Genomic DNA, 22881 nt, shown 5'->3' with positions numbered 1-22881 from the left:
GGGACGTACTGGATTCGAACCAGTGACCCCCTGCTTGTAAGGCAGGTGCTCTAAACCAACTGAGCTAACATCCCATTTACACCTTCTGTGTAATATGGTGGGACGTATTGGATTCGAACCAATGACCCCCTGCTTGTAAGGCAGGTGCTCTAAACCAACTGAGCTAACATCCCATTTTCATTATGTCTTTATGTGGGGCGTACTGGATTCGAACCAGTGACCCCCTGCTTGTAAGGCAGGTGCTCTAAACCAACTGAGCTAACACCCCATTTACACCTTCTGGGTAATATGGTGGGACGTATTGGATTCGAACCAATGACCCCCTGCTTGTAAGGCAGGTGCTCTAAACCAACTGAGCTAACATCCCATTTTCATTATGTCTTTATGTGGGGCGTACTGGATTCGAACCAGTGACCCCCTGCTTGTAAGGCAGGTGCTCTAAACCAACTGAGCTAACACCCCATTTACACCTTCTGTGTAATATGGTGGGACGTATTGGATTCGAACCAATGACCCCCTGCTTGTAAGGCAGGTGCTCTAAACCAACTGAGCTAACATCCCATTTTCATTATGTCTTTATGTGGGGCGTACTGGATTCGAACCAGTGACCCCCTGCTTGTAAGGCAGGTGCTCTAAACCAACTGAGCTAACACCCCATTTACACCTTCTGTGTAATATGGTGGGACGTATTGGATTCGAACCAATGACCCCCTGCTTGTAAGGCAGGTGCTCTAAACCAACTGAGCTAACATCCCATTTTCATTATGTCTTTATGTGGGGCGTACTGGATTCGAACCAGTGACCCCCTGCTTGTAAGGCAGGTGCTCTAAACCAACTGAGCTAACACCCCATTTACACCTTCTGTGTAATATGGTGGGACGTACTGGATTCGAACCAGTGACCCCCTGCTTGTAAGGCAGGTGCTCTAAACCAACTGAGCTAACATCCCATTAATTATATTTCCTAGACACCGTTTGTGTCATTGCGAGTGCAAAGGTAAGAGGAGATATTTTAATGACAAACATTCTAATGTAAAAAAAATCAAATAAAATACCTCCTCCTTGAAATTCAACCGGATAGAAAATGAAATTTTTATCAAATTTTCATCGCCGGATGCTGTTTCATCTATTTTGACAAACGTTTGATTACTTTTTCTGCAATCGTATCACCAATCGACATACTAGATGTTGCCGCTGGAGATGGTGCATTAAGCACATTAATCATTCGTCCTTCTTCAACAAACAAGAAGTCGTCAATTAGGCCACCATTCTTATCACATGCTTGTGCACGAACACCAGAACCTCCTGGTTTAAGATCCGACTCTTTCAAGTCTGGTAATAACCTTTGTAATGCTTTTGTGAAAGCTTTCTTTGAATATGAACGGTACACTTCTCCTAACCCTGTTGGCCAGTATTTAGAAGCTACCTTTAGGAACCCTTTCCAAGTCAGAGACTCGAATAACTCTCCAACATTGATATCAGATTTAGTATAACCTTCTCTTTGGTATGCCAATACAGCATTTGGCCCTGCCTCAACACCACCATGAATCATTCTTGTAAAATGAACACCCAAGAAAGGGAAAGCAGGATCTGGCACAGGATAAATCAAGTTTTTCACCAAGTGATGTTTATTTGGCTTTATCTCATAATATTCCCCTCTAAATGGAATAATACGGACATCCAATTGCTTTAAAGCTAATTGAGCTACTCTATCACTATAGAGACCAGCACAGTTTACAATCAAGTTCGATCTATAAGTAGTTTTATTAGTGATCACTTCTACACCAATACTTCCTAACCTAACATCTTCTACTTTATTATTGAACTTTACTTCACCACCAAGTCTATCTTCAAAGATCTCTTGGTATTTCTTCGTTACTTCTGTGTAATCGATAATACCTGTCTGAGGAACATAAAGGCCTGCAATACCAGCACAATACGGCTCATACTCTTTAATTTCTGAAGCTGTTAATTTGCGAAGATTTTTCAATCCATTGGCAACACCTCTTTCGTAGAGAGTATTTAAGTTGTCTAACTCTTTTTCATCAGTAGCAACAACAACTTTACCACATAGATCATATTTCACACCTTCTTCATCACAGAACTTAATCAGTTGGTTATAACCGTCAATACAATTTAATGCTTTATGACTTCCAGGCTTGTAGTATAAACCAGAGTGAATTACTCCACTGTTATGTCCTGTTTGGTGCTTGGCTACATCATTTTCTTTTTCCAGGACAAGAACTTTCAAGTCTGGCTTCTGCTGTTTGATTTTCATTGCGGATGCCATCCCAACGATACCTGCACCGACAATGATTACATCATACACCATTCTCTTGTATGTTATTTAGTTTGTAAATAAACAATGAGTTGCAACTTTGTCACAACTCATTGTCCTAATATTATTGTACAGTAGTTATACTGTTGTTTCCTTTTTGAATAACTCTACGAATTCATCTACTGGCATAGTACCAATATCTCCTTCGCCTTTCTTTCTTACAGAGACTGCATTACCGTCCATTTCTTTTTCACCTACAATTAACATGTATGGTGTTTTTTGAACCTCAGCATCACGGATTTTACGACCGATTTTCTCTGCTCTAGCATCTACAGTTCCTGTAAACCCTGCTTCTTCCAATTTACTCATCACACCGTAAGCGTAATCGTTATATTTGTCCGATACTGGTAGAACAGTAAACTGTTCAGGCGCTAACCATAATGGGAAGTTACCTCCTGTATGTTCAATTAGAATGGCAATGAAGCGTTCCATTGAACCAAACGGAGCTCTGTGAATCATCACAGGACGTTTTAATGAGTTATCTGAATCTTTATACTCCAACTCAAAACGTTGAGGTAATTGGTAATCCACTTGAATAGTACCTAGCTGCCATGATCTTCCTAAAGCATCACGAACCATAAAGTCTAATTTAGGACCGTAGAATGCCGCCTCGCCGTATTCTACTACAGTCTTAAGACCTTTTTCTGCTGCTACCTCTTCAATATCTTTCTCTGCTCTATCCCAATCAGATTCTTTACCGATGTATTTTGCTCTATCTTCTTTATCTCTTAATGAGATTTGAGCTAAATAATCATCAAAACCTAACGATTTGAATACATATAATACAAGATCGATTACCTTTCCAAATTCTTCTTTTACTTGGTCAGGACGACAGAATAAGTGAGCATCATCTTGAGTAAAACCACGTACCCTTGTCAATCCATGTAATTCACCTGATTGCTCATATCTATATACAGTACCAAATTCTGCTAAACGAACCGGTAGATCTCTATATGATCTTGGACGTGAACGGTAAATTTCACAGTGGTGAGGACAGTTCATTGGCTTCAATAAATACTCTTCACCTTCGTGTGGAGTATGGATTGGTTGGAATGAATCTTCACCATATTTAGCATAGTGACCAGAAGTAACGTAAAGGTCTTTAGAACCAATATGAGGTGTTACTACTTGTTGGTAACCAGCTTTCTGTTGTGCTTTTCTTAAGAAATTCTCTAATCTCTCTCTTAAAGTAGTACCTTTTGGCAACCATAATGGTAAACCTTGACCTACTCTTTGAGAGAAAGTAAATAAGTCTAATTCTTGACCTACTTTTCTATGATCTCTTTTCTTTGCTTCCTCTAATCTCTCTAAGTATTCTGTTAATTCCTTTGCTTTAGGGAATGTAATACCGTAGATACGAGTCAACATTTTATTTTTCTCGTCACCTCTCCAGTAAGCACCTGCTACAGACATTAATTTGATTGCTTTAATAAAGCCTGTATGAGGAATGTGAGGTCCACGGCATAAATCTGTGAATTCACCCTGCTTGTAGAAAGTGATCTGACCATCCTCTAAGCCTTCTAAAAGGTCTAATTTATAAGGATCTTCTTTTTCTTCGAAGTATTTAACAGCATCAGCTTTAGAAATATCCTCGCGTGCATAGATATTTTTTTGCTTTGCTAGTTCCTTCATCTTCTTCTCTACATTAACCAATTCCTCTGATGAGAATTCATGGTCACCGAAATCTACATCATAGTAGAATCCATTTTCGATAGAAGGACCGATACCCAATTTCACACCAGGGTATAAAGCTTCTAGAGCTTCGGCCATTAAGTGAGCTGAAGAGTGCCAGAAAGTTGACTTTCCGTCCGTGTCATTCCACGTTAATAATTTTACATTTGAGTCTGCGGTCAATGGTCTGGTAGCATCCCAAACTTCACCATTTACTTCTGCTGCTAGTACGTTTCTAGCCAATCCTTCACTGATGCTTTTTGCTACATCTAATGAAGACGCTCCGCTTTCGAACTCTCTTACCGAATTATCCGGTAATGTAATTTTAATCATTGTGGTATATAAATTTAAATTTTAATTCCCCCATTTGTGCCCCTACAACTGACCACAAGTTTTGCTGTGGGAATTTCGGGGTGCAAGCTACAATTTTTACTTGTCTTTTACACACAATTACCAATAGAATAAATACAAAGGAGTTTAAATTAATAATTTTCGAATGCTTAGTATTTATCGAAAAATCCAATTTTTATGATTCGTTTATCAACAAAAAACTGTTCATTTATTTTGTAGCTCTGAGCCTTAACATTTATTGAAAAAAATCAGAGAATCGGAAAAATTATAGTTTTAGTCACAAGTTTTAATAAATTCGCAAGATATTAAACTATAAACAGGAAGTTTGAAATGATTTTTCTAACGACAAATGTTCAATTTTGACGATTTAAGTCTAAACGGTTTTTTCATTGATATATCACTAATTTTTTGTGTAGTCGTGAATGGTAATTACTGATCATTTAAAAACTAAAAAATGAATTTCAAGCATGTCTCATAAACACTTTACAATTTCATAATCTATCGAAATGCAACAATTAAACGAGATATTAAGTCTTATCGACAGCTATATCGGGGGTTCTGATTGGTTTGTTGCTTTATTATTGCTAACAGGCTTATTTTTCACAGTTTACTTAAAGTTTCCTCAAATACGATTCTTTAAACACGCTATTGATGTGGTCAAAGGAAAATTCGACGAACAAGACGACGAAGGAGACACATCACACTTTCAAGCATTGGCAACTGCTCTTTCTGGTACTGTAGGAACTGGTAACATTGCCGGTGTTGCATTAGCGATTCACTTAGGTGGCCCTGCCGCTTTATTCTGGATGATTGTTACTGCTTTCTTTGGTATGACAACAAAATTTGTTGAGGTATCATTATCTCACAAATACAGAGAAAAAACTGCTGATGGCACTATGGCTGGTGGTCCAATGTATTTCATGAAGAACAAATTAAACATGAAATGGATGGCTGTTTTATTTGCAATTGCCACAGTACTCTCTTCTTTTGGTACAGGTAACCTGCCTCAAGTAAACAGTATTGCCTCTTCTATCAATGCTACATTTGGCTTAGAAAACTATATCACAGGTGCTGTCTTATCTGTTTTACTTGCCTTTGTAATCTTAGGAGGTATTAGCAGAATTGCTTCTGTAACGGAAAAACTAGTTCCATTTATGGCCTTAATCTATTTTATAGGTTGTGTTGCTGTAATTTTCTACAACTTCGAAAATATTCCAAATTCGATTCAAAGAATTGCTTCAGATATATTCAGTGGAACATCAGCAACTGGTGGTTTCCTTGGTGCTTCTCTTGCATATGCATTTAATAGAGGTGTAAACAGAGGTTTATTCTCCAATGAAGCCGGACAAGGTTCTGCACCTATTGCCCATGCATCCGCAAAAACGAAAGAGCCTATTTCTGAAGGTATGGTAGCGATCTTAGAACCATTTATTGATACTATCGTAATTTGTTCATTAACTGGTTTAGCATTACTTTCTTCCAATGTTTGGAGAGAAAAAATAGAGAATAAATTCCAAAGAACAGATTTAGAAGTTTTGAGTATCAGATACGACGATACTAAAGCCAACCCTAATAATGACAGAGAATTGTTAGCTGCTCATATTAGTGGTGATAAAGAACTTCCTACTTACACTGGTTCTTTAAATGTTATCAATGGAAAAATCACAAATACTGTTTCTCTTCTTCATGCAAGATCTTTAGCAGAAGATGTTAAAGTAAGCATCGATGGAGAAGCATATACAGGCACGCTGAATGTGGTAAAAGGTAAAGTAGAATGGAAAAAGAAAATGGCTATTCGAGGAAAATCGTTAGTACACAGTGCTCCACTTACAAGTATTGCCTTTACTAGAAGTTACTTTGGAGAATGGGGTAAGTATATCGTATCCATCGGTCTATTACTCTTTGCTTTCTCTACAGCAATATCTTGGTCTTACTATGGTGACAGAGCAATGACATTCCTACTAGGTGCAAAGTCTGTTATTTATTACCGAGCGGTGTATGTATTTGCATTCTTTGTTGGTTCTTTCGCAGATACAACTATCATCTGGACTCTATCAGGTATTACAATTGCCTTGATGACGATTCCAAACCTTATTGGTATTCTAATTCTTCGTAAAGACATGAAAGAAAGTCTTGAGGTTTACAGATCTCATATGAAAGATAAATTCGGTATTAAGATCTAAAGAGTCTTCTACCTTTAAAAACACAAAACGCCCAACTTCTTTTAATCGAAGGTGGGCGTTTTACTTTATGTAGTAACATAAAGCACGTAAACTTTTACATTTACGATTTCAACCAGCTATGAAGTCCAAAGGAGTAAGACAATATCTTACCTTTTGGTACTATCAAATATATAAACATTCTTCTATTAACAAACAATGTTGAACAAAATCTAACACTTAACAAACGTTAATTTTAAGATATTTGAAATAAATTATTAAAAGAGTACAAAAAAATAGCCTTTCAAGATAGATTCTCAAAAGGCTATTTCATCTAGCGTAGTGTAATTACAGTAACACCTGCTCCTCCTCGATCTGGGTGATCATCAGAAATATTCTTAATTCCTCTGAATGATTTTAAATGGTTCCTCACCACTTCTCTAAGGGCTCCCGTCCCTTTTCCATGAACGATCCTTACTTCAGTTTCTCCAAGCATAATGGCAGAATCCATAAAATCATCAAGATCATACATCACTTCTTCTGCTCTTTTACCTCTTAAATCTAATTGAGTATTAAAATCAATTCTTTTCTGAGTAAGGTTAGATGAAGCACTGTTTGATGAATGCTTTTCTCGCACTTCTTTTCTAAATGCTTTTTTACTGATTCTCTCCAATCTATTCAGCTTCACTTTAGTTCGTAATTCTCCAACTAAAATTTCAGCTTCTCGTGATGATAAAGCTGCCACTTCACCAATTGTAGATTGACCTTTTACTCTAACCGCGTCACCGATTACTATTGTCCCTCCAATTACCTCATAAACTTCTTCTTCAGGTTTTTGATTCTTTTTACTTGGTTGGTTCGAGTTTCTAAAGTTTTCTATATTCTGACGTAGTTGCTTTGTTTTTTCTTTATCTGCTTTCGCTTCTTTGATCTCCTTAATTGTTAACTCGATCTTCTTATTTGCAGTATCCAATACTTTTTGAGCTTCTTCTCGGGCCTTATTCATAATTTTAGCCTTCTTATTATTTAGCTCAATAGATTGTTTATCATACTTCTCAACAGAAGATTTAAGTTTTTGCTCTAATCGCTTAATTTCTTGATTTTTTTGGTGAAGTTCTTTCTTCTCCGTTTCAAGATTTCTAAGCAATTCCTCCATATTGATTTTCTTACGGCCAGCTTTATTTCTCGCCACATTCAATACTTTCTTAGGGAGCCCAATTTTTTGTGCAATTTCTAATGCAAATGATGAACCCGGTTGTCCTTGTTCTAACTTATACAAAGGCTTTAGGTTATCAACATCATAACGCATTGCTCCATTTTGAAGACCAACTTGTTTTTCAGCAAAAAACTTTAAGTTAGCATAGTGAGTAGTAATCACTCCCCACATTTTCTTGTGGTTCATCTCATCCAAAATAGACTCTGCAATTACACCACCTAGTTCTGGCTCTGTACCTGACCCAAATTCATCAATTAAGATCAATGATGTTTCACTACCTTTTGTAAGCATCGCTTTCATGTTCGTCAAATGCGATGAATATGTAGAAAGATCATTTTCTAAAGATTGGTCATCACCATAATCCATCATGATATCGGTAAATACTCCCATTTTGGAACCTTCCATCATAGGAACTAGCATACCACATTGGAACATGTATTGAACTAAGGCTACGGTCTGCATTGCAATTGATTTACCACCAGCATTTGGTCCCGAAATCAATAATAAACGTCCTCTTTCTTCATCTAATTCGATCTTCTGACGCACCACCTCATCTTTCCTTCCTTGTTCAGTAAACGAATATAGTAGGATGGGATGAGCCACATGATACCATGCAATAAGAGGTTCATTAACTATTTCTGGTTTTATTGACTCTTGCTGAATAGCAAATTTTGCTTTTGCATTTATAAAATCGATGATACCCAAATAGTTGTTTCCTTTTTTAAGACCTGGAACCTCAGGACGGATCTTATTCGTAATCTCAGTTAAGATACGGATCACCTCTTGGCGCTCTCTTAATTCTAGATCTTTAATACTATTATTTAGATCTAACAACTCTTGAGGCTCAATATAGACCGTCTGACCTGTTGAAGAAGCATCATGAACGAAACCAGTAACATGACGTTTGTGTTCTGCAGGTACAGGAACAACAATTCTTCCTTCTCTTAAGGTTGGTTTAGCATCGTCTTTAGCATATCCACTTTTTTTCATGGACTGAAGAACAGATGCTGTTTTTGATCGCAAACTGTTCAACTGTTTGTTTAACTGCTGACGAATACTCACCAATTCAGGAGAAGCATTATCTCTAATTTTACCTTTATCATCCAAGATCATATCTATTTGTGATAAGATCATTGGGTTGAATTCTATATTTTCACTGATTTTAACCAGTTCGGGGTATAAGGTTGGATCACAAGCGTTGAAGAACTGCAAACACTCCTTTAAAGTGGATAATGCTGTTTTTAAATCAAATAATTCTTCTTCTAAAAGAAACGCATTGATGATCTCTGATTTATCTAAAAAGTTAGATACATCAATATATCCTGAATGAGGAAAAGACTCCCCAGATGCATATATTCTTACACACTCATCTACCTGAGCGGCTCTTTGTCTAATAAATCTTTCATCAGAAGTAAAACGCATTTTATCTACGTAACTACGTCCTACTTCTCCATTACATTTATCCTTTAAAATTTCTCTTAGCTTATCAAAACCAAGTTTTTCTTCTAAATTCTTCGGATATAACATTCTTTTTGTTTGGTATTATATGTAGTAGTTCTAAGTAACTACTATCTAAGATTTTCTTTCATGTCTTTAATCTCCTGTTCTAATTTTGCATACCATTCAGCTCCATATTTGTAAATAAATGGTTCTTTCAGGAATTTATAAACAGGCACTTTCAATTCCTTACCTAATACACAAGCATCAGAGCAAATCTCCCAACGATCGTAATTTACAGCATCGTATGCTTCGTATTTTGTAATTCTTGCTGGATATAGATAACAAGAAATCGGTTTTCTATAATCTATTTTACCATCTAAATATGCTCTTTCGATGGCACAATGCAAATGTTTCTTTTCATCATAGATCGCATAAGCACACTCTCTATTTCCAATTGTAGGTGTAGAGAAGTCTCCTTCGAAATCCTTGATATATTTACCTTGTTTTTCAACTTCAGCAATACCTTCTTCAGACATATAAGGTTTTACAGCCTCATATACTCCTTCAATTTTTTCTAGTTCGTCTTCGTTTAGAGGAGCACCAAGATCTCCTTCAACGCAACAAGCTCCTTTACATTTATCTAAATTACAAACGAATTCGTTTGTCATCATGTCATCACTAAGAACAACTTTATCAACTACAATCACGGTGTTTAACAGATTATTTACGACTTTTCACAAAGGTACAAAAAACGGAATTAATGCCTTAAGTAGAAGATGATAACTCGTTAACTTTTGAAAAGCATAAAAAAAACACCTTAAAATTAAATTCTAAGGTGCTTTTCTTGAAAAATAAAGGACAACTATTTGATCATACCTGCTGCTACAGTTTCGTTAGAATCCTTATCAATAAGAATTAAGCTTCCTGTATTTCTATTTTTCTTGTATTCATCAAAGAAGATTGGATCTACTGTTTTGATCTTCACAACTCCAATTTCATTCATTTTTAATGTCTCTTTTTCATCAATCTGCTCCATTGTATTGATGTCCAACTTCTCAACAATTTCACTAACTACAGCTGTAGTTTCTTTTGTTGTCTGCTTAAGAAGGAATGCGTCACCAACATTTAAAGCATTTTGATTCATCCAGCATACAGTAGCACTGAATTCATTGGCATTTGATGGAGTGTTTCCTACTTTCACCAACATATCACCTCTTTCCAACTTCAAATCAGCCTCTAATGTAAAAGCAACAGACATTGGAGGAAATGCTTCTTCCAACTGACCTGTCATCGTCTCAATAGATTTGATGGTTGACTCTTCGCCCGTAAGCAATGATTTCACAGCATCACCAACTTTGAAGATACCACCGTCAACTCTACCGCCAAAACCTTTAAAACCAGCTTTTTCACCATCTTCCACTTCAATTACTCTTTGAACAGGGAAACGAGGGTTATCCAAATCATAATCCAAATCGATTTCAACATTTTCCAGGTTAGTCAATAAAGAACCACCCTTGTACCATGGTGTACGCTCTGAATCATCCACTACGTTATCTCCTTTTAGTGCTGAGATAGGGATAAAACGAATATCATCGATACCAATTTTACTTGAGAATGCTTTGAAGTCTTCTACAATTTTGTTGAACTGCTCCTCTGCATAGTCTACCAAGTCCATCTTATTTACCGCTACAACGATATGCTTAATTTTAAGCAATGATGCGATAAAAGTATGACGTTTAGTTTGCTCCACTACACCGTTTCTTGCATCTACAAGAATAATGGCCAAGTTCGCTGTTGAAGCTCCAGTTACCATATTACGAGTATACTGAATATGACCTGGAGTATCCGCAATAATAAACTTACGCTTTGGAGTGGCAAAATAACGGTAGGCTACGTCAATAGTAATACCTTGCTCTCTTTCGGCTTTTAAGCCATCCGTTAATAATGCAAGGTTAACATTTTCGTCACCTCTTGATTTTGAAGACTTCTCAATTGCTTCCAACTGATCTTCAAAGATCTGTTTTGTGTCGTACATAAGACGACCAATCAATGTACTTTTTCCGTCATCAACACTACCTGCTGTAGTGAAACGGAGCAAGTCCATATTCATATATGCCTGATCTACAGCTGCTGTAGAATCTTCTCTTTTTATGCTCGGATTGTTTAATACTTCGCTCATGCTTTTGTTGTTAGTTAGATTAGAAATACCCTTGAAGTTTACGTTCTTCCATTGCCGCTTCTGATCGTTTATCATCCGATCTGTTACCTCTTTCAGTCACTTTAGAAGAAGCTACTTCCTGAATAATACCTGTCAAATCATCTGCATCAGAAGATACAGCACCTGTACATGTCATGTCTCCAAGTGTACGGTATCTAATTAATCTTTCTTCGTATTTCTCTCCTTCCAACAGTGTGTTCCATGGAGACTCTGCCAATAGGATTCCATTACGTTCAACAATATTTCTCTTATGAGCAAAGTAGATAGAAGGCAATGCAATTTTCTCTAATGCAATGTATTGCCATACATCCATTTCCGTCCAGTTTGAAATTGGGAAAATACGGAAATGCTCTTCCTCATTGTAGTGTCCATTATAAAGACTCCACAATTCTGGTCTTTGATTTTTTGGATTCCACTGACCGAATTCATCACGGTGAGAGAAGAAACGCTCTTTCGCTCTTGCTTTTTCCTCATCACGACGTCCTCCACCAAAGGCAGCATCTACTTTATACTCTTCTAATGTTTCCAATAAAGTAATTGCCTGAAGACCGTTTCTACTCGGGTTCACCCCTCTTTCTTCTACTGCAGTACCTTTATCGATAGAACCCTGCACTGAACCTACGATCAAATCAAGGTCAAATTCTTTAACCATCCAGTCTCTATACTCAATAGCTTCTGGGAAGTTATGTCCTGTATCGATATGGATTAAAGGGAAGGGAACTTTACCTGGCCAGAAAGCTTTTCTTGCTAAATGTACCATGACAATAGAGTCCTTTCCACCAGAGAATAAGATAGCTGGTCTTTCAAATTGAGCCGCTACTTCTCTAAAAATATAGATAGCTTCGGATTCAAGCTGTTTCAGGTGTGTCAGTGTATGAGACTGCATAAAAAATTATTTGTTTTCTGTTAATTTAATTATTGGTAGAACAGCTTCAAGAAGTTGCTTTAAGCTTTCTTCCAAACTCTGTTCAGCAGTTGGGATTCTTACGAAAGGGTTTGCAGGTGTCTCAAAAGGAGAATCTAATCCTGTAAAGTTTTTAATTTCGCCAGCCAATGCTTTTTTATAAAGTCCTTTTACATCACGTTCTGCACACACTTCAAAAGGAGCATCAATAAATACTTGTTTAAAATCTTCTTCGCCAATGATTTCTTTGGCTGCATCTCTAATTTCCTCTGTTGGGCTAATTAAAGAACAGATAGTGATGATTCCTGCAGAAGCAAAAAGTTTTGACACTTCTGCTGATCTTCTCACATTTTCTTTTCGGTCTTCTTCAGAAAAACCAAGATTGCTATTCACTCCTGTTCTGAGGTTATCACCATCCAATAGCATTGTAAAATAACCTAGGTCGTGTAAAGCAAACTCCAATGCTCTTGCTAAGGTACTTTTTCCTGAACCTGATAAACCAGTCATCCAAAGTACTACTCCGTTCTGTTTTAATAATCCTTCTTTTTTCTCTCTTGATAGAATAGAATTAAAAATAGGATGAATATTCGTAGCTTCGCTCATAACTTTTATTGATTAGAGTAATTGTGTATAATTTATATAAATTCCATTACCCTATATATTTAGTAGGCAAATATATAGTAACGGTCATCTATTACAAAGATTTTCAAAAAAAATTAAGAAAACCATGATCAAAATGATAAATAAACACTTCAATTATTAATAGTATTTAAAATAATTAACAATAAGAGTATAAATATTCAAATGGGTCACTACACATCTTTATTAAAGCATTTAGACGATCATTCCATTGACTATAAGGTTGAAGAAAATATAAAAGTTTCTCCATACCCTTACATTCATGTTAATCATCAAAAAATTATCATACACCTCTTATTCATTTCAGAAAAAAACAGTCAATGGCATAATGATGCAGAGAGCTTGATAAAGTTTAAAGATAATTTCCCTAACTATCAGGTGATTCAATTGTGGTCTGACGTTTATTTCCATAATACAGCTGCTTGTCTTTCTAGGGTAAATGGTGCCTTGGGAATATCAAAAACTATTTATGGACGATCAATTACTGTTGAAAAAATTGACAAGCCTACCTTAGATTCATTTTTAAAAGAGAACCACACCAACGATCCTACAAATGCTAAGATTAAGTATGGCTTATTTCTTAAAGATCAACTCGTAGGTGTCGCCTCATTTAGTGGCAAAAGGAAAATGACCAAAACAAATATTGGCCATGAATCCTATGAGTTAATTCGGTATTGCAATAAAAATGGATTTACAATAATGGGAGGCATAAGTAAAATCTTGAAGCAGTTTATCATTGACTACTCACCAGATGATATCATGACCTATACTGACAACGATTGGTCTGATGGTAAGAGTTTTGCACAACTAGGCTTTCAATTAATGCAAAATATCAAGTCAATTCCATTTATTTGGAATGCAGAGCAGAATACTAGGCAATTTGTTAGTTACAATCACAATATCAACAACTTAAACGACAATGAGTTGTTAATTTATAATTCAGGAAGCAATAAATATGTTATCAACTTTAATTCGATTAACGATTAAAATTCATAAGTAATTAAATAAGTTAGTATATTCATATATTATTTTATTTAAGGTATACTATCTGTTTGAAATACACTAGTTGAATAAACCAATCACAGAAGCACTTATTCGTGATGAAAATATATATTACTTTATCTATTTTTCTTCTTGTCACCTTTAGCTCCCCTTCTTTCTCTCAGCAAGCTAAAATCGATAGTTTAAAAGAAGAAATAGAAAAACAAAAAGGAAATAAATTATATAAAACTTATATAAATCTCGTTTGGGAATCTCGAGATTTGTATCCTGATACTGCTGTAGTATATGGTGAATTATTACTAAAAATTACTGAAGACAATCCTAAGTTTAGAGAAAGAGCTAAAGTTTTGAACCTTATTGGTGTCGCAATTAGAAATAAAGGCGATTACGGTACTGCTTTTGACTACTTTAAACAAGCAATGCTACAAGCAGATATCAACAATGATTTACAACAAAAAGGTTATTCTTACATCAATATTGGCACTCTTTTTCAATTTGAGGGAGATCATTTTGAAGCGCTGAAAAATTTAAATGAAGCATCAAAAATTGCTGATCAATTACAAGACAATGAAATGATTGGCTATTGTAATGAGATGATCGGAAAAATTCAGCTTTCAAGAGGAAAATATGATCTAGCACTTATGCATTTCCAAAAAATGCTTGAAAACAGGTTACTCGATAATAATCTTCAAAAGATTGCTGGAGCACACTTGAATATTGGTGAAGCTTATTTGGCTGCAGGTGATCCTTATTTAGCGAGGCAAGAATTCCTTAAAGTCTTCGACCTGGCACAGAAAACTGATTATCAAAGCTTAAAACATACAGTCGAGGCGTTAATTGGTGAAACTTATTACAATAGCTCACAGGATAGTCTAGGAATAGTTTTAAAATATTATGGTGATGCCTACAAAGGGTTTATTGATTTACAACAGCCTTTGAGACAAGCTAGAGTACTGGGTAAAATTGCAAAAGTATATCTAGACCAAAACCGTATTTCAAAATCAATTGAAGCGGCAAATAAAGGTCTTGAAATAGCAGAAGAACTACCCGCTTTACAAGAGGCCCTTATTCTTACAGATATTTTAGCAAAAGCTTATAAAAAAAGAGGTGATGTTCAAAACGAGGCTATTGTTCTAAGGAAATACATTTACTATGTCCATTTATATCAAGATGAAGAGAAATTGCAGAGAGCTCAGATGCTTGAAAATACAATGGCAATAGCAGAGAAAGAAGAGGAAATCAATAAACTTAGCAAACAAAATGACCTTTCTCAGGAGAAGATTGACAACAGAGAATATGCATTGATCTTTTTATCCGTAGTCTTTTTACTGCTAGGCATTATCTTGTTCTTATTGAATCAAAAAACGAAAAGATTTAAAGAGTTTAGTGAGACATTAAAAAGTAAGACAAAAGAAATTCAAGACCAGAAGTTCATCATTGGTGAAAAGGTAGTGGAGGTTCTAGAACTTAACGAAAAACTCACTGAAAAAAATAAAGAACTTGAGGATAATCTAATCCAAACCAAGAAAATACATGAGCAATTAGTTCGCTCTGAAAAGCTCGCTATTGTTGGTCAGATGATGGCCGTGGTAGCTCATGAGATCAATAATCCCATCAATTTTATTATCAATAATATCATTCCAATCACAGAAAACATGATGGAGGTTAAAACCTTAGTGAAGGAACAAGAATTTGAAAATAAAGAAGAATTATTGGAAGATGTTGAGGAGTCTATTTTGCTTTTACAAGGTATTGATGATGGAGTCAATCGTATCAGAGAAATATCTCAGGACTTAAAGAATGCCGTAAAATCCAACCATGGTGTACCTCAAGAATTTAACGTAAATGATAGTATCAATACAACACTCAACCTATTAACAAAAAAATATAAGTACGACGATATAGATGTAACGTTAGAACTCGATGAAAAACTTCCTAATATTATTTGTTTAGGAGGAAAAATATCTCAAGTATTTATCAATATCATCGATAATGCATTCCAAGCACTTAAAGAACAAAATCTTGAAAATAAATTTATCAAGATCTCTACTAAGAAGTTAAAAGACAACAAAGTTGGAATAAGTGTTTCTGATAATGGTGGAGGTATTAAAGACGTGGATCATTTATTTGAAGCGTTCTACACCACAAAGAAAGAAGGGTTGGGTTTAGGCTTAGTTATTAGTAAGGATATTATTGTTAGTCATAAAGGACTAATCAATGCATTTAATAATAAAGAAGGAGGAGCTACATTTACAATACAACTCCCCCTTTCTTCTGATTAATATCTAAGTATTTCTAGTATCCTAATTTCAACTCAATTAGTTGGATTATAATATGGATCACTTTTATATGTATTTCTTGAATCCTGTCGGCATAACCAAAGTGAGGAACTCTGATTTCGATATCTGCGAGACCTGCCATTTTACCACCATCTTTGCCTGTTAATGCGATAACCTTAATTCCTTTATCTTTAGCCACTTCAATAGCGTTAATGATATTCTGAGAATTACCGCTTGTACTTAATGCAAACAGGACATCTCCTCTCCTTCCTACTCCTTGTAAGTAGCGCGAAAAGATATATTCGAAGCCATAATCATTACTTACACAAGAAATATGACTAGGATCAGATATAGCAATAGCACCAATAGATGGCCTGTCATTTCTATACCTACCCGTTAATTCTTCAGCAAAATGCATGGCATCACAATGTGAACCACCATTACCACATGACATCACTTTCCCTTCATTTTTAAATGAATCTACCAATAAGTCTGCAGCAGCCTCAATAGACTTGATTGTACTCTCATCAGATAGAAATTTTTCTAATGTTTGCTGAGCCTCTAACAATTCACCTTTAATTAGGGAGTTAAAATCCGTCATTCTAATTTTTAATTAAATTACTTGATTAATTATTTTACAAAAATGCCTTTACTGATACAAAAAACTAAAATTTCTTTCTAAATTTATAATTATTAACCAAACATTCTTATTCAAATTTAAAAACTCAAAATGGAAAATACTTCCCAGTTGCAAGAGTATGTCATTAACTTCCTTTCTACTTACGGAGTTAAAGCTGGACAAGGTCTCTTATTTCTTATCATCGGATTCTACATCGCTAATAAAGTAGCCCATTTAGTCAACGAGCAAATCAAAAAAACATCAAGAGATAACCACGCCTTGATCGATTTTGTTACTGCACTAACAAAAATTGGCCTAAAAGTAATCATCATAGTTGGTGCCATTGGAATGGCTGGTGTTGAAACAACATCGTTTATTGCTATGCTTGGTTCAGCTGGTTTAGCAATTGGTTTAGCACTTCAAGGTTCATTAGCCAATGTAGCAGGTGGTGCTTTATTACTTACCCTTCGTCCAATTAAGAATGGTGAATTTATTGAAGCGCAAGGTTATATCGGTACGGTAGACGAAATCGGTTTATTTGCAACAACTATCATTACACCACATAGACGTCACGTTTTTATTCCTAACGGTGCATTAGCAGGTGGTGTCATTAAAAACTTTACAAGAGAAGGTTTTGTAAGATGTGATGTGCCTATTGGCATTTCTTACGACTCGGATATAAAAAAGGCAAGAGAGGTTCTTTTGGGCACTATTAAAGATGACAAAAGAGTACTTCAAAATCCAGAAAAGCCTGTTGTTTGGGTAACAAACTTGGGTGATAGTTCAGTAGATCTACAATTAAGAGTACATCTTAAAGTAGAAGATTATTGGGAGTTTTTATTTGAAACATTAGAAGCATGTAAAATTGCTTTAGATAATAACGGTATTGAAATTCCATTCCCTCAAAGAGTGGTGCATATGAAACAAGATGAAGCTCCTGAATAAGCTTCTTTGATTCTAGCCATAAAAAGGTCAGTCTTACTACAAAGACTGACCTTTTTTTATTGTAAAAAAAAATTAAAACATTTGAAACCGCAGTTTTGAAAAGGATTAACAAAAAAACTCTAATTAATTTAGATTTAATCCAATTAAGCTATTATATTGCAATCAATATAGAATCAGTCTAAATAAACAAACGGTCATGAATTTTCAAGATCCACTTTTTGTATCGACAACTAGCAGCAAACTTCTAGAGATGTTAGCATTACCTTCTGAAGAGTTTACAGAAGAGGTTACTTGCAAGAAAAAGAATTGCTGTAAAAAATATAAACGCAAAGGAAAACATTGTAAAAAATGTCCTAAAATTTAGTCTCCTTATATATTTCATTCTTGATAAAAGCATTTGATTTAGTAAACTTTGATTAACTTTGCGATAACTTTTGTAATCGTAGAAGAGAAAAAATAAAGATGCTTACACAAGAGCTTAAAGATAGAGCAGATCAATTAGGTTTCATTGACGTTATGGAAAATGAGCCTATCGATCTAAAAAAAGAAATAACTCGCTTAAAGGAGGAGAAAAACGCCGTATTTTTAGCACACTATTATCAAGATGCAGAGATCCAAGATCTTGCTGATTTTGTTGGTGATAGTTTAGCTTTAGCACAAAAGGCAGCAGAAACTGACGCAGACATCATCTTATTTGCAGGTGTACACTTTATGGCGGAAACTGCAAAAATCATCAATCCTGAGAAAAAAGTAATTTTACCAGACTTTAAAGCGGGCTGTTCATTAGCAGAAGCAGCTCCTGCAAAGGAATTCTCAGAGTTTGTAAAACAGCACCCAGACCATACTGTTGTTACTTACATCAACTCTTCAGCAGAAGTTAAAGCGTATACAGACATCACTGTAACATCTACAAACGCTTTAAAAATTATCAACAGTTTACCAGAAGATGAAAAAATCATCTTCGCACCAGATAGAAATCTTGGTAAATATATCATGAAGGAGACTGGTCGTGATATGTTACTTTGGGACGGTGCATGTGTAGTTCATGAAGCTTTTGCTTTAGAAAAAATCTTAGATTTACATAAGGAAAATCCTCACGCTAAAATTATAGCACACCCTGAATCTGAAATGCCACTATTAAAAGTTGCTTCTTTTGTTGGTTCAACAGCAGCACTTTTAAAATTTGTACAGGAAGATGAAGGAGATGCTTATATCGTTGCAACTGAAGCCGGTATTTTACATAAAATGAGAGAAGCGGTTCCTAATAAGAACTTAATCCCTGCTCCGTCTAAAGAAGATAACACTTGTGCTTGTTCAGAATGTCACTTCATGAAAATGAATACATTAGAAAAAGTATACAACTGTTTACAATACGAATATCCTGAAGTGAACGTAGAAGAAAACATTCGAGTTAAAGCGATTGGCTCAATTGAAAGAATGTTTGAATTATCATAAATGAAAACAAGATGCTGTTTCTGAAGTTTACGATAAAGAAGCAGCATTTTTTTTCAACTTATCATCACAAATTTCAATGGCAAAAGTTGATTTCTTAATCGTAGGTTCTGGCATTGCAGGACTAAGTTATGCATTAAAACTTTGCGAACATTTTCAAGACAAGTCTTTCCACCCAAAGATCTGTCTCATTACTAAAGATGAACCTTTCGAAAGCAATACAAGATACGCTCAAGGCGGTATTGCTGCGGTTATTGACTCTGATGACTCTTACGAAAAGCACATCAATGACACATTGGTTGCTGGGTCTCATATCAATAACGAAGAAGTCGTAAAATTAGTAGTTCAAAACGGACCAGATAGAATCCGAGAACTTATTGAATGGGGCACCCAATTTGATAAGTCGGACGATGGCGACTATAAATTAGCCAAGGAAGGAGGACACTCTGATCACCGTATCCTACATTTTAAAGATGTTACAGGACAAGAAATTCAACGCGCCTTACTTGATGCCATCAAGAAATATGACAACGTTGAAATTCTTTCCGACTATTTTGCTGTTGACTTAATTACACAACATCACTTAGGTCAGGATGTAACAAGATACAGAAAAGACACCCAATGCTATGGCGTTTATGCTTTAAATAAGGTCTCTGGTGAGGTGGAAACCATCCTTTCTAAAGTTACCTTATTAGCAACTGGTGGTATTGGACAAGTATATAAGACAACCACTAACCCAAGTGTAGCTACAGGTGATGGAATTGCTATGACCTATAGAGCAAAAGGTCATGTAGCACAAATGGAGTTTGTACAGTTCCATCCTACTGCCATGTATCAACGAGGTCATGAGGGCAATGCTTTTTTAATTACAGAAGCTATGCGTGGCGCAGGTGCTATACTTAGAAATAGTAAGGGCGAAGATTTTGTAAAACGATATGATGAAAGAGGATCTTTAGCACCAAGAGATATTGTTGCTAGAGCGATTGACTCTGAAATGAAAAGAGAAGGTAAAGACCATGTTTGGTTAGATGCTTCTGTTATCGATGAAAAAGAGTTAAAGAGCCACTTCCCATCTATTTACGAACATTGCCTGAAGCAAGGGATTGATATTTCGAAAGATTTTATTCCAGTTGCTCCAGCATCGCATTATCTATGTGGTGGTATTGTAGTAAATACAAAAGCAGAAACTTCTATCAAGAACCTATTGGCTTGTGGTGAATGTACTTGTACTGGTTTACATGGAGCAAACCGCTTAGCATCTAATTCTTTATTAGAAGCTGCTGTATATGCTCATGAAGCTTTTGAAACTGCTCTACAACTTATAGACACTACAGAGTGGCAAGAGCTAATTCCTGATTGGAATAAAGATGGAACCACAGTACCTGAAGAAATGGTATTGATTTCACAATCAAGAAGTGATTTACAAAGAGTAATGTCTAATTATGTAGGTATTGTCAGATCCAATGAACGTTTAAATAGGGCATTCAAAAGAACTGCATTAATCTATAACGAGACAGAAGATCTATACAAAAAAACAGTTATTTCCCAACCTCTCTGTGAGCTTCGTAATATGATTACTATTTGTTATTTAGTGATCAGCGGAGCTAAAGAAAGGCATGAAAATATAGGATTGCATTACTCTATCGACTACGAGAACAAGTAATTGAGTATTGGTAATGGAAATTATTAAAGTTAAGATTTAAGTTTTTGTGATTACAAGCTTAGATCTTAACTTTATTTTTAGCAAACTATTTTTACCTATCATGCTTCAAATACTAATCTATATCTTCTTGTGTACTGTTATTGCAAGAGGATACTACATTTTCAAAATTCGGAAATGCCCTGATATAAGAGATATTAAAAAAGCATTATATCATCCAAACTTCCCAAATAAAGAACGTATTATTCATCATCTTGGATCATGTAAAAAGTGTCAAGCAAAAGTTGAAATAATAATTAAATAATAAAGGCGTAAGTATTACTTTATGTAGTTACTTACGCCTTTTCATTTATTCCCGTTCTATCTTAACAAGTCGAATTCGGATTTTCAAAGTTTTTACTTTCGTCCTCATCTCGGGTAGTAAGACATTTAAAATCTTTTTCGATTAAGAGTTTTAATTCAGAATTATCATCATTCTTCTGAACTGATGAGAAACCAACAGTATTAGTATCCACCCATTCTTTTACTTGATCGACATTTAATAAGAATTGCAATCTATTCCCATCCATCTCAGCATGCATCTCTCCTCTTTCGATAGATTTCACTCCATAGATAAAAGAAGTTTTTCCCAACTGAGAAGTTGTCCATACCTCACCTTCTCTATATAATTCGTCAATATCTTCTTTATTTAAACGAAGTCTGATACTGTTGTCTAATAATCTTAATTTCATGATCTATTTTTTATAAAACCAAATCGGTAATTGTTGTCCTTTCTCAAAGTTATCCTGATCAGCTGGCAATTCTAAAAATGCATTTGCTGAAGTAAGGTTCGATAAATCACCAGAACCACCACCTGTTACAGGCTGAGCCATTAGTCTTCCAGTTTCATCAAAATAGGTCTTTACTTGAAGAAAATAGGTCAATGGCTTTTTGAATGAATAATCAACATCAAGATACGCCTTTGTTGGGAGATTATCTTGATTATTTTTCAATTGATGAGTCAACCATGGCAACAAATAACGATTTGAACATAAAAATGTTGAAACAGGGTTTCCAGGTAAAGCAAATACCGCTTTTTCATCTTTTGTGATACCAAACCAGAATGGTTTTCCAGGTCTTTGTTTCACACCATGAAACTGTTTTACAATACCCAATTCATCAAAGACTTTAGGCAAGTAATCAAACTTACCTTTAGAGACTCCTCCACTAAAAACGAGTACATCATACTCATTAGATAAGTTCTCTATTTTTGTTTTCAACAAATCATATTCATCAACTAAATGATATATATCCGATTGATACCCATTGTCTTTTAAAGTAGCCTGTAATGAATAGCAATTTGACATTCTGATTTGATAATCCTTAGGCACTTCATTTACTGCTACCAATTCATCTCCAGTTGCAATCACTGCGATTTTAGGAGTTGCTATAACTTCTACTTGATCATACCCAACAGTAGCTAAAACACCAATTTCTGCTGAAGTAATTTGTTGTCCTTTGGATAAAATCACATCTCCTTTTTTATGATCAACTCCTTGCTGATGAATATTCGTCATGAACTCAGCATGCTTAAAGTCTGACACTGTAATTTTATCACCTTGCTTTTCAGTCCATTCGTAAGGGATGACTACATTTGCACCCTCAGGAAGCATAGAACCCGTCATTACTTCAATACAGTTCGTATTTTCTTTTAATGTAAGTTGAGGTGCTCCTGCAGCTTGTACACCTTCTACTAAAAATGTATTCCCATTTGGATTCAACATTGAATCGTGGATTCCAATACCATCCATAGCTACCCTATTAAATGGAGGAAAATCCCTATCCGCATGTATATCTTCTGCTAATGTCTTTCCTAAAGCCTCTTGTAAGTTTACTTTTTCTGTACCTATCGCTAAGCTTACTTTAGAAATAATCTCATCAACAAGTGAAGGTTCTATCAATTGATTTTGCATTGTAGTTTGTTTATTGAGAAATTGAAGCCTGATTACT

16 protein-coding genes and 10 tRNA genes are annotated in these 22881 nt (G+C 35.4%); 6 read left to right on the top strand and 20 right to left on the bottom strand.

All coding sequences use genetic code 11. The annotated features are described in order from the left end of the window. The 12 genes from QL232_RS15300 to thrS all read right to left on the bottom strand — a co-directional run bounded on the left by QL232_RS15300 (nt 1) and on the right by thrS (nt 4341). Nucleotides 1-74: transfer RNA gene (locus QL232_RS15300), tRNA-Val, on the bottom strand. 21 nt (nt 75-95) lie between these two features. Continuing rightward, a tRNA-Val gene (locus QL232_RS15295) sits at nt 96-173 on the bottom strand. Between the two features lie 20 nt (nt 174-193). Beyond that, a tRNA-Val gene (locus tag QL232_RS15290) sits at nt 194-268 on the bottom strand. A 21-nt stretch (nt 269-289) separates the two neighbouring features. Then, nucleotides 290-367 (bottom strand) — tRNA-Val (locus QL232_RS15285). 20 nt (nt 368-387) lie between these two features. Then, nucleotides 388-462, bottom strand: a tRNA-Val gene (locus tag QL232_RS15280). A 21-nt stretch (nt 463-483) separates the two neighbouring features. After that, nucleotides 484-561, bottom strand: a tRNA-Val gene (locus QL232_RS15275). Between the two features lie 20 nt (nt 562-581). Beyond that, a tRNA-Val gene (locus QL232_RS15270) sits at nt 582-656 on the bottom strand. Between the two features lie 21 nt (nt 657-677). Further along, nucleotides 678-755: transfer RNA gene (locus tag QL232_RS15265), tRNA-Val, on the bottom strand. A gap of 20 nt (nt 756-775) precedes the next feature. Further along, nucleotides 776-850: transfer RNA gene (locus tag QL232_RS15260), tRNA-Val, on the bottom strand. A 21-nt stretch (nt 851-871) separates the two neighbouring features. Beyond that, nucleotides 872-949 (bottom strand) — tRNA-Val (locus QL232_RS15255). 176 nt (nt 950-1125) lie between these two features. Then, a complete protein-coding gene (lhgO, locus tag QL232_RS15250) occupies nt 1126-2328 on the bottom strand; it encodes an L-2-hydroxyglutarate oxidase (RefSeq protein ID WP_168882071.1) in 1203 nt (400 codons plus the stop codon). 87 nt (nt 2329-2415) lie between these two features. Next, nucleotides 2416-4341, bottom strand: a complete 1926-nt coding sequence (thrS, locus tag QL232_RS15245; protein WP_281614727.1) for a threonine--tRNA ligase — start codon at nt 4339-4341, stop codon at nt 2416-2418. A gap of 524 nt (nt 4342-4865) precedes the next feature. On the opposite strand from thrS, the gene QL232_RS15240 reads away from it, so the two are divergent. Then, a complete protein-coding gene (locus QL232_RS15240; protein WP_281614726.1) occupies nt 4866-6542 on the top strand; it encodes a sodium:alanine symporter family protein in 1677 nt (558 codons plus the stop codon). Nucleotides 6543-6852: 310 nt separating this feature from the next. Here QL232_RS15240 and QL232_RS15235 read toward each other — a convergent pair whose 3' ends face one another. The 5 genes from QL232_RS15235 to cysC form a co-directional block, all read right to left on the bottom strand. After that, nucleotides 6853-9261 carry a Smr/MutS family protein gene (locus tag QL232_RS15235; protein ID WP_281614725.1) on the bottom strand — a complete coding sequence of 803 codons (2409 nt, stop codon included), beginning with the start codon at nt 9259-9261 and terminating at the stop codon, nt 6853-6855. Between the two features lie 41 nt (nt 9262-9302). After that, nucleotides 9303-9881, bottom strand: coding sequence for a DUF3109 family protein (locus QL232_RS15230; RefSeq protein ID WP_281614724.1), 579 nt, complete (start codon nt 9879-9881; stop codon nt 9303-9305). A gap of 155 nt (nt 9882-10036) precedes the next feature. Continuing rightward, nucleotides 10037-11353 carry a GTP-binding protein gene (locus QL232_RS15225; RefSeq protein ID WP_281614723.1) on the bottom strand — a complete coding sequence of 439 codons (1317 nt, stop codon included), beginning with the start codon at nt 11351-11353 and terminating at the stop codon, nt 10037-10039. Between the two features lie 19 nt (nt 11354-11372). Then, nucleotides 11373-12278 (bottom strand): sulfate adenylyltransferase subunit CysD, encoded by a 906-nt coding sequence (gene cysD, locus QL232_RS15220; RefSeq protein WP_281614722.1) that lies wholly within the window; start codon nt 12276-12278, stop codon nt 11373-11375. A gap of 6 nt (nt 12279-12284) precedes the next feature. Further along, the gene (gene cysC, locus QL232_RS15215) at nt 12285-12899 is read right to left on the bottom strand and encodes an adenylyl-sulfate kinase (RefSeq protein WP_168881391.1); all 615 of its coding nucleotides are present in this window, start codon (nt 12897-12899) and stop codon (nt 12285-12287) included. 201 nt (nt 12900-13100) lie between these two features. On the opposite strand from cysC, the gene QL232_RS15210 reads away from it, so the two are divergent. Together QL232_RS15210 and QL232_RS15205 are read left to right on the top strand one after the other, a co-directional pair. Further along, nucleotides 13101-13922 (top strand): hypothetical protein, encoded by an 822-nt coding sequence (locus QL232_RS15210; RefSeq protein ID WP_281614721.1) that lies wholly within the window; start codon nt 13101-13103, stop codon nt 13920-13922. A gap of 113 nt (nt 13923-14035) precedes the next feature. Further along, nucleotides 14036-16219, top strand: coding sequence for an ATP-binding protein (locus QL232_RS15205; protein ID WP_281614720.1), 2184 nt, complete (start codon nt 14036-14038; stop codon nt 16217-16219). Between the two features lie 13 nt (nt 16220-16232). Here the strand turns inward: QL232_RS15205 and lpcA are convergent, their stop codons facing one another. Then, nucleotides 16233-16817, bottom strand: coding sequence for a D-sedoheptulose 7-phosphate isomerase (lpcA, locus tag QL232_RS15200; RefSeq protein WP_281614719.1), 585 nt, complete (start codon nt 16815-16817; stop codon nt 16233-16235). Between the two features lie 129 nt (nt 16818-16946). On the opposite strand from lpcA, the gene QL232_RS15195 reads away from it, so the two are divergent. The 3 genes from QL232_RS15195 (at nt 16947) to nadB (ending at nt 20895) form a co-directional block, all read left to right on the top strand. Continuing rightward, nucleotides 16947-17780: a mechanosensitive ion channel domain-containing protein gene (locus QL232_RS15195; RefSeq protein WP_168881395.1), complete on the top strand. Its 834-nt coding sequence runs from the start codon at nt 16947-16949 to the stop codon at nt 17778-17780. 462 nt (nt 17781-18242) lie between these two features. Continuing rightward, nucleotides 18243-19235 carry a quinolinate synthase NadA gene (gene nadA, locus QL232_RS15190; protein ID WP_211093210.1) on the top strand — a complete coding sequence of 331 codons (993 nt, stop codon included), beginning with the start codon at nt 18243-18245 and terminating at the stop codon, nt 19233-19235. Nucleotides 19236-19311: 76 nt separating this feature from the next. Further along, entirely contained in the window at nt 19312-20895 is a 1584-nt protein-coding gene (nadB, locus tag QL232_RS15185; RefSeq protein WP_168881396.1) for an L-aspartate oxidase, read from the top strand. Nucleotides 20896-21257: 362 nt separating this feature from the next. Here nadB and QL232_RS15180 read toward each other — a convergent pair whose 3' ends face one another. After that, nucleotides 21258-21623, bottom strand: coding sequence for a hypothetical protein (locus tag QL232_RS15180; RefSeq protein ID WP_168881397.1), 366 nt, complete (start codon nt 21621-21623; stop codon nt 21258-21260). 3 nt (nt 21624-21626) lie between these two features. Continuing rightward, a complete protein-coding gene (locus QL232_RS15175; protein WP_281614718.1) occupies nt 21627-22844 on the bottom strand; it encodes a molybdopterin molybdotransferase MoeA in 1218 nt (405 codons plus the stop codon). Nucleotides 22845-22881: the final 37 nt, after the last annotated feature.

Origin of the sequence: Flammeovirga sp. SubArs3 (assembly GCF_947387565.1) — a bacterium.
GTDB lineage: Bacteria > Bacteroidota > Bacteroidia > Cytophagales > Flammeovirgaceae > Flammeovirga > Flammeovirga agarivorans.
Note: the sequence above shows the minus strand (reverse complement) of the source record. Positions and strands in the feature narration are given on the sequence as shown.

What these genes read in the sequence shown, in the direction of transcription:
- QL232_RS15180 (WP_168881397.1), bottom strand. Translation starts at nt 21,623, where the DNA reads ATGAAATTAAGATTATTAGACAACAGTATCAGACTTCGTTTAAATAAA.
- nadA (WP_211093210.1), top strand. Translation starts at nt 18,243, where the DNA reads ATGCTTACACAAGAGCTTAAAGATAGAGCAGATCAATTAGGTTTCATT.
- lpcA (WP_281614719.1), bottom strand. Translation starts at nt 16,817, where the DNA reads ATGACGGATTTTAACTCCCTAATTAAAGGTGAATTGTTAGAGGCTCAG.
- QL232_RS15175 (WP_281614718.1), bottom strand. Translation starts at nt 22,844, where the DNA reads ATGCAAAATCAATTGATAGAACCTTCACTTGTTGATGAGATTATTTCT.
- QL232_RS15205 (WP_281614720.1), top strand. Translation starts at nt 14,036, where the DNA reads ATGAAAATATATATTACTTTATCTATTTTTCTTCTTGTCACCTTTAGC.
- QL232_RS15210 (WP_281614721.1), top strand. Translation starts at nt 13,101, where the DNA reads ATGGGTCACTACACATCTTTATTAAAGCATTTAGACGATCATTCCATT.
- cysD (WP_281614722.1), bottom strand. Translation starts at nt 12,278, where the DNA reads ATGCAGTCTCATACACTGACACACCTGAAACAGCTTGAATCCGAAGCT.
- thrS (WP_281614727.1), bottom strand. Translation starts at nt 4,341, where the DNA reads ATGATTAAAATTACATTACCGGATAATTCGGTAAGAGAGTTCGAAAGC.
- QL232_RS15225 (WP_281614723.1), bottom strand. Translation starts at nt 11,353, where the DNA reads ATGAGCGAAGTATTAAACAATCCGAGCATAAAAAGAGAAGATTCTACA.
- cysC (WP_168881391.1), bottom strand. Translation starts at nt 12,899, where the DNA reads ATGAGCGAAGCTACGAATATTCATCCTATTTTTAATTCTATTCTATCA.
- QL232_RS15195 (WP_168881395.1), top strand. Translation starts at nt 16,947, where the DNA reads ATGGAAAATACTTCCCAGTTGCAAGAGTATGTCATTAACTTCCTTTCT.
- nadB (WP_168881396.1), top strand. Translation starts at nt 19,312, where the DNA reads ATGGCAAAAGTTGATTTCTTAATCGTAGGTTCTGGCATTGCAGGACTA.
- QL232_RS15240 (WP_281614726.1), top strand. Translation starts at nt 4,866, where the DNA reads ATGCAACAATTAAACGAGATATTAAGTCTTATCGACAGCTATATCGGG.
- QL232_RS15235 (WP_281614725.1), bottom strand. Translation starts at nt 9,261, where the DNA reads ATGTTATATCCGAAGAATTTAGAAGAAAAACTTGGTTTTGATAAGCTA.